Raw genomic sequence first — 1,189 nt, 5'->3', positions numbered from 1 at the left:
GTGCGTATTCCGACGATCGCGACCACCCGCTACGACGGATTGTGACCACCCATTCCGATCGATCGCGACCAGTGTGATGGTGCCGTCAGGTGCATTTTCTGATCTCAGTGTTTTGGCTCGACGTCAAGCGCGGTGGAGGCCGTCCCCGTAGTCGACAGGAGGGACCCGCGCGCGCTGCGGAGTGCCCCCACGGCTGACGCAGCAGCGCGCGCGGGAGGTCCCTGTTGACCCACGGGGGCGGCCGGTGGGCTGGCGATGCGCTTCATATTTTTGCTCCCGTGGGCGGCTTGCCGTTGGCTGGCGGTGTGGCCGCGGCCGGCGCCAGCCGTTCCTCGTCGGCTTTGAGCTTGCGCATAGACGGGCCGTCGAGCTCGATCCGATAAGCGTTGTGGACAATACGATCCAGCACGGCGTCGCCGACGGTGGGCTCGCCAATAACCTCGTGCCAAGTTGCCACAGGGAGTTGGCTGGTGATGAGGATGGAGCCGCGGCCATGACGGTCCTCGACGATCTCCATGAGATCGCGCCGCTGACTGGCTGAGAGGCGGTCGGGTCCCCAATCGTCCAATACAAGCAAATCGACCTTGACCAGCATCCGGAACAGTCGCGGGAAGCGGCCGTCGCCATGAGCGAGATCGAGATCAGCGAACAGACGCGGCACGCGCGTGTAGTGGACCGTGTAGCCGTCGCGGCAAGCCTTTTGCGCGAGCGCGCAGGCTAACCACGACTTGCCGATTCCGCACGGGCCGGTGACCAGCAGGCCGCGGTGCTCGGCGATCCAGCGGCAGGTGGCCAACTGTTGGAACAGCGCCTTGTCGAGCCGGCGTGGCGTGCGGTAGTCGACGTCCTCGACCGCGGCTTGGCTGTGCCGCAGCCGGGCGGCGCGCAGTCGGGCCTGGAAGCGACGGGTGCTGCGATAGGCGACCTCGCGGTCGAGCAGCAGAGCCAGCCATTCGGCGTGCGCGAGATTGCGAGCCTCCTCTTGCACCTCGAGCTCGGTGAAGGCTTGCGCCATGCCGTCGAGCTTGAGCGCTCTGAGCTGGTCTAGAGTGGGATGTGAGAGCATCAGTCGTCATCTCCTCAATGGAAGTAGGTCGGGCCACGGATGTTGTCGTGCGCTATCGCTGGCCCGTCCGTGGGCGTTGCGGGCTGCTGGCGATCGAGATTGTTCTTGAGGATCGAGTTGACC

The 1,189-nt window shown here is 65.4% G+C and carries 1 protein-coding gene; it reads right to left on the bottom strand.

From position 1 onward, the window contains the following. Positions 1–262: 262 nt before the first annotated feature. Positions 263–1,066, bottom strand: a complete 804-nt coding sequence (gene istB, locus KIP88_RS45770; protein WP_214494615.1) for an IS21-like element helper ATPase IstB — start codon at positions 1,064–1,066, stop codon at positions 263–265. Positions 1,067–1,189 lie beyond the last annotated feature (123 nt).

This window comes from Bradyrhizobium sp. SRL28 (assembly GCF_018596315.1).
GTDB lineage: Bacteria > Pseudomonadota > Alphaproteobacteria > Rhizobiales > Xanthobacteraceae > Bradyrhizobium.
This window is presented reverse-complemented; position numbering and strand designations above follow the sequence as displayed.

Excerpts from the sequence above, each read along its gene's own strand:
- istB (WP_214494615.1), bottom strand. The coding sequence starts at position 1,066 with ATGCTCTCACATCCCACTCTAGACCAGCTCAGAGCGCTCAAGCTCGAC.